This is a genomic window from Sporosarcina ureae DSM 2281 (genome assembly GCF_000425545.1).
Lineage (GTDB): Bacteria > Bacillota > Bacilli > Bacillales_A > Planococcaceae > Sporosarcina > Sporosarcina ureae.
This window is the reverse complement of record NZ_AUDQ01000001.1, coordinates 501,318-507,317: the sequence shown is the minus strand read 5'-3', so window position 1 is coordinate 507,317 and position 6,000 is coordinate 501,318. Positions and strand designations below refer to the sequence as shown.

Annotated in this window: 7 protein-coding genes; 4 read left to right on the top strand and 3 right to left on the bottom strand. The window is 41.3% G+C overall.

The genetic code is table 11. The features are described from left to right. From H605_RS0102370 to tnpA, 3 genes are all read right to left on the bottom strand, one after another. Positions 1-202, bottom strand: a 202-nt coding sequence (locus H605_RS0102370; protein ID WP_029052716.1) for an IS66 family transposase, incomplete at its 3' end; no start/stop codon positions are given. A 39-nt stretch (positions 203-241) separates the two neighbouring features. Next, positions 242-598 carry an IS66 family insertion sequence element accessory protein TnpB gene (tnpB, locus tag H605_RS0102365; protein WP_029052715.1) on the bottom strand — a complete coding sequence of 119 codons (357 nt, stop codon included), beginning with the start codon at positions 596-598 and terminating at the stop codon, positions 242-244. Then, the gene (gene tnpA, locus H605_RS0102360; protein WP_155979456.1) at positions 595-915 is read right to left on the bottom strand and encodes an IS66 family insertion sequence element accessory protein TnpA; all 321 of its coding nucleotides are present in this window, start codon (positions 913-915) and stop codon (positions 595-597) included. The genes tnpB and tnpA overlap by 4 nt, the downstream gene beginning before the upstream one ends. Positions 916-1,018: 103 nt before the next feature. Between tnpA and H605_RS17290 the strand changes: the two genes are divergently transcribed. From H605_RS17290 to H605_RS0102340, 4 genes are all read left to right on the top strand, one after another. Beyond that, positions 1,019-2,482 (top strand): DUF5050 domain-containing protein, encoded by a 1,464-nt coding sequence (locus H605_RS17290; protein WP_162141889.1) that lies wholly within the window; start codon positions 1,019-1,021, stop codon positions 2,480-2,482. 83 nt (positions 2,483-2,565) lie between these two features. Beyond that, positions 2,566-3,216 carry a hypothetical protein gene (locus H605_RS17285; RefSeq protein ID WP_037561380.1) on the top strand — a complete coding sequence of 217 codons (651 nt, stop codon included), beginning with the start codon at positions 2,566-2,568 and terminating at the stop codon, positions 3,214-3,216. A gap of 268 nt (positions 3,217-3,484) precedes the next feature. Then, complete coding sequence (locus H605_RS18325; protein WP_051210440.1) at positions 3,485-4,435, top strand: lysozyme inhibitor LprI family protein; 951 nt, start codon at positions 3,485-3,487, stop codon at positions 4,433-4,435. Positions 4,436-4,450: 15 nt separating this feature from the next. Beyond that, entirely contained in the window at positions 4,451-5,653 is a 1,203-nt protein-coding gene (locus H605_RS0102340; protein WP_029052713.1) for a YARHG domain-containing protein, read from the top strand. Positions 5,654-6,000 lie beyond the last annotated feature (347 nt).

Genomic DNA, 6,000 nt, shown 5'->3' with positions numbered 1-6,000 from the left:
CCTCATTGAACAACGGTAATTCAAACTGGTCCTTGTTCGTCTTCTCACTAGAAGTTCCGAAGCGTTTCTGTTGGAGTAGAGTGAACTGTTGCTTGTACCATTCCATCTGAGCCTCAAGCTTTTTCTTCTCTTGCTCGAGTTGTTCGTTCTTTTTCTCGAGCTCTTCAATTGTAAGTTGGGTTTTCTTGTCTGGTTTTCTCATAGGAATAATAATAGCATAAAATTATTCTAAGAAGTAGACTCAAATTACTTTTTTCGCAGTGACTGAAGGGTGCGCGTCACGTTGGTTCAACGGTAACCCATCTAGGAGCCAGTTCAATTGCCGGCTCGAAATGGAAAGTGGTTGAACAGACTCAAGATCCGGCCAATCAAATAGCCCTTTCTCAAGTCTTCGGTAATAGAGCCAGAATCCATTGTGATCCCAGAATAGGATCTTGAGTTTATCTCTCTTTCGATTACAGAAGACAAAAAGTGCTTTGGAGAAAGGATCAAGTTGGAACAGCTCTTGTACAATGACAGCTAATCCGTCAATCGACTTCCGAAGATCTGTCGGACCAGCAGCTAGATAGACGCGCCCAACGGCGCGGCCATTCATCATACCTGACGTAGCGTTCGGATCACTTGAAGTAAGAGAGTTTCATCATAGCCACTCGTCACCTCGATATCCACGTGATTTACCTTCAACGAAATCGAATCTTCTATCGACTCTTCCACCACACAGGAGACCCAACTGGTCTCCTGATGTGCGGCAGGATTAACTGGCGACTGCTTGCGTAGCCAATACTTCATATTATGGACGGCGACCTCTGCCGTATCGCACCATTCAGAAAGTGCTAGTCCGCTGCTTTGATATTCATCGATCTTCGCAGACCAGTATGCTTCTTTCTCTTTTCTTTTCATAGAAATCCCTCCCAAAACATGTTCTATGGGAGGAGTATCTCACGAATCTTCTTCTATTAATATGTGTTCACTATTTGACGCTTACGAATTATCAGAGCACTCGACTAAAAAGGAGTTCTTGCAAGAAACCAAAACGTATGAAGAAATTCCAGCTTCGGCTGCTCGGAAAACGGTAAGGTCCGTTATACCTGATCGCACATTATGGAGTCTGCTTCCTAATCTGAAATTAGCGACACAGTGGAAGCCCATTGAAACCATTACGGATCCAGTAAAGCCATGGCGTATTACGTTCAATCAACCGATCAGTCTTTCTGAAGAAAACTGGTATAACGGAAAAATCTTAGATGAAGTTGGCAATGAATTCGCTGTCGAAATCAAGATGACTGCAGATCAACTGTTGTTGACACCGATTGCACCTTATGAGTCAGGTAAGACGTATACAGTAGTCCTGAGTAAGGAGTTGTATAGCGCGCGTGGTATCTCTCTAGGCAAAGATATTTATCAACAGTTCGTCTATCAATCACCAAAGCCACCACAAAAACCTGAGATTACAGAAGTCACCGATCTCTATTCAGCACTTTATCTCGGATTGAAAAATATTGACAGTACGATTTATGTAGATAAGTATACAAAAGATAGTAAAGTGGCATTCGCAGAACTTGAAAAAGTGCTGCGAGATCATCCTGAAATTTTTTATTATCAGTATCGAGGAAGCCTATTTTGGTCGGATGGTAGATTAGAGGCGAAGTATGCCTATTCGAAAGATCTCATCAAGCAAAAGAAAGCCGAATTGCAATGGGCGATTGATACTCTGTATGCTTCTGTCATCAAACCAGGTATGACGGAGTATGAGAAAGTGAAAGCTGTGCATGATTATGTAGTACTTAACACTGCTTATGACTACGACAACTATCTCAACAATACGATACCGAATGCATCCTATACTATGTACGGGGTGTTGGTAAATAAAACCGCTGTCTGTAACGGGTACGGCCTTGCGATGGTATACTTACTCAATCAACTAGGAATTGACACAATATATGTAATCAGTAATCCATCGATGAACCACGGATGGAACAAAGTCAAAATTGATAATGTCTGGTACAACCTAGATTCCACGTGGGATGATCCGGTACCTGATAGAAAAGGGAAGGTGGGCTACGGCTACTTCCTCGTATCGGACAAACAGTTAGCTAGAACACATTCATGGGATAATACCGGCCTTCCAAAAGCAGTAGATACGCGCTATGAATATATGAGCAAAATACATGCGTCTGACAGTGAAAATGGCTGGATTTATTATGCGAATAAAAATGACAATAGTAAACTGTATAAAATTAAATCAGATGGATCAGCAGATCAAAAACTAGCAAATGTACGTGCGAACGAAATAGCTGTTTATAATAACTGGATTTACTTCAGTAACTATTCCAATGGCGGTTATTTATATAAGATGAGAACGGACGGTAGCTACCTGACTGAGATGACGGACTTTTTAACGTCTGATCTACGTATAGAGAACGAAACGTTATACTTTACTGATACTAAGGCGAAGCAACCGTATCGGATGGATATTGAGTGAGGAATAGGTTTCTGTTATTCATCCTATAGGATAGTAGGTAGAGTTATCCATATATCCTATAGACAGAGAGAAGGTATCCCCCCATGTCCATTAATCAACAGTTATCTCAGCTATATACGAATTGGAAAGATGAAAATACGGGTCACTTTGTAAGTGGTGGGGTTGTCGATGAGGCGCGCTATGCGCAATGTGAAACGAAGGTTCTGTATTTGCTGAAGGAAGTGAATGATCCGGATCAAGAAAGTGACTGGTCACTTGTGGATTTTATTCGTTCGCAGATACAGACATCAACGTTTTATCGATCGACTGGCATTCTTGGTATATGGAATTTCGGTCTGCAGCATGGACTTCCTTCACATCAGTCAATCATTGCGGAACAAAAGAAGAATATGGCAGACGGCTTGTCGAGTATTGCGATTACCAATCTAAAGAAGAGTGGTGGCGGTGGAAGTAGCAATATGGACGAAATTTTACTACAAGCTGAGTATGCAAAAGAATTGTGGATGGAAGAAATTGAATTGATTCACCCCGATATAGGTGTGTGCTGTGGCACGTTCTCGGTCGTTAAATCAGTAGTAGGTTTTCAGACAGAAGTCTGTGATTCGGGTGCGCTGTATGGAGATGCTCTTGGCACTCGCTTTGTTGAATTCGTGCATCCGATGTATCGTATCAGTCCGAAGATTATGTATGCTCATTTCAAAGAAACGATGCAGTCATGCCGATCCACTACGTAAAATAGACAACGTAACAGATCCACAGTAAAAAGCTCCCCGGTTGAGAAATCAGCCGAGGATTTTTTTCGTTGTCGTTATATAGTTCATAAACAGAATGAATCCAGATATTTCAGTTACTCGTCTCATTGGAATGGTATAATATAACTGAAATGTAAGTGTTGCTTAAGTATTTGAAGAGCATTGCGAACGATTGTTATCCAGAAACTAACGAATGGTTAATAGAAAAGTGTATTTTAAAAACTATGTCAGGAAGGGAAGAAGATAGTTGATGAAAAAGATAAGTATTGTGTTTTTACTAGTTTTTCTATTGACTGGCTGTTCAAATGGAACGTTCAATCAAGCGATGGAGCAAGGTAAGCTTGCGCTAGCGAATGGTGAATATGAGAAGGCGTTGTCGTCAGTCGAGTTGGCATTAGACGAGAAGCCGAATGACCAAGAGGCACTTGCGATGGAACAGGATTTGAATGGATTTCATTCAGTGAAGAAGGAAATGAAAGACGGGGACTGGGAAAGTGCTTTAGATACGGCTGAAAGCATGCTTAGGCAAGAAAAGTTAGCAATTGGACTTCGTGAACCGTTGGAAGAAATGATCGAGACGGTGAAGAGGAATCAAGAAGTGTCAGCAAAAGTGGCAGCGCATGTAGAAGATATTGAGACTTCCGTGGAAGCGGGTGAACTTGAAGAAGCGCAGCAGACGATAGAAGAACTTCGCAAAGATCAAGCTTCATTGGAACAGTTCAGTGAAAAGTTAGCGAGTTTGGAGAAACGTGTGGAGGAGGAATTGAAAAAGCAGCAAGCTCCACCCGTACCGCAAGATAAACGTGCTGCATTGCAACTAGATGTTATTCCGAAAAATGCAGGGCAGCAACAGCAGTATCTTACTAAGCTGGATGCGATTGAAGCGGGCTTGGCTGATTTGAACTATTTATATGTGAATGGGATTACCGCCAATATGTCCAAAGCAGAAAGCGAGCGGTATACAAGATGGGATGATGCGCTCAATGAAATCTACGGTGTGTTGAAGAAGCAGCTGTCTGCACGGGATATGGATCAATTGCGTGTGAAGCAAAGAGAATGGATAAAATACCGAGACCACACCGCCAGCACGAATGCTGCGGAATTCGCTGGAGGAAGTTTTGAACCTCTCACGTATACGGGTACATCGGCAGATCTTACTAAAGAGCGTTGTTATGCACTCGTGAATCTCTATATGAACTGACAGGGGTGAAGCGTAATGGGGAAAGTCTATGGGATGAAACATTTAGATCGATTGATTGAGAGTGCAACTAGTGCGGTTGTCAAAAAAGGACTCGAAGGTGAAAAAGAGATTCTGCTTATGCTGGAAGCGCACTTACCAAGACATGTATTTATTATTCATAATCCGACGTTGTTACAGTATGAAGCCGATATTTTAGTTATGGAAGAAACGATCGGCTTTATGTTTTTGGAAGTGAAAACCTGGAGTGAGAATTATATAGAACGGTTTTATCCTAACGGCAGTATTCAGACGATTAAGGGTATGCAGAAGCCGTTGAAGCAGGCTGAAAACTATCGTGATGAACTTAAAAAGATATTGTCATCAGATAGAGGAGATGTCGCTACACAAGATCCCCATCAGTTGATTTCATCTGTCGTCGTATTTAATGGAATTTCGAAAGAACAGTTTTTACATCGTCAAGAAGTTCTCGATTGGGAAGAAGAGTTGAAGAATACATTCTTAACCAAACATTACTTCTATGCAGAGGAGTCACGTGGATTCTATAGTTGGATGCTGGACGCCAAAAAGTTCACGCGTAGCAGCGTGTCGAATTACTTTTCAAAAGAGAGCTTTGACCGACTTATTGAGGTGTTGGTCCATGATCATGACGTCAATAAAAATGTAATAGAAAATAAGGCACCTACGATAGTGCGAAAAAGTCAGCAGCAGACTTTGGCGAATATCAATGCCTTGGTAAGCGAACATCAGCGAATGATATTGCAAGAAAGTCCAGCACTTAAAGTGAAAAAGAAGAGGAAGCTAGGCATACTCTTTGGGGTGTTGGCAATCGGTATAGGGGCAGTAGGATATATTCTGAACGACTGGAGATCTGGTGAAGAAAGTTATGTATGGCAAGAAGATAGTGCACCTGGTAGTCAGGTGTTTATGGATGTGAATGATGACGGATCACCCCAAGTGACTCAAGGTGCATACGACTATTATATTCTGGCAGACAGTGAATTCAGTGAGCTATCTGAAACGCAGCTTTATGGTCTTTCGAAGTCGGATTTGCGACTGGCACGGAATGAAGTGTATGCACGACATGGATATGTTTTCGAATCAGCAGATCTACAGGCTTATTTTGATTCACAGATGTGGTATGTTGCGGATGAAACATACGATGGCGAACTGACAGATGTGGAGCGGAATAATGTTACGTTGATTCATTCCTTAGAATGAGATTGTATAGTTTAATATGTACGTCCAGCCGCCACTACTAACGTGGCGGCTATATGTGTTTTTCGGCGTTTACGATAATGAAACGCGCGGAAAAATGCTTTTGGAAATAGTGGTTAGGACTTATTTCATTAAATTCGTGATTTTACTCATGAAATTTAAGCAACTCCTACATTTGTATTGCGAATTTAATATATTTGGGAAGTGTTTGTCCAGTCAAATGGTTTATTCGACTAGCATGATTCATTAAACTAAACATTTATAGTCTAAAGTAAGAGGTTTTTAGTAACTAAATGAATTCCACTCTGACTGAGGATTATAGGTTTGAAATCAAGTAAAGCGCTAAATAA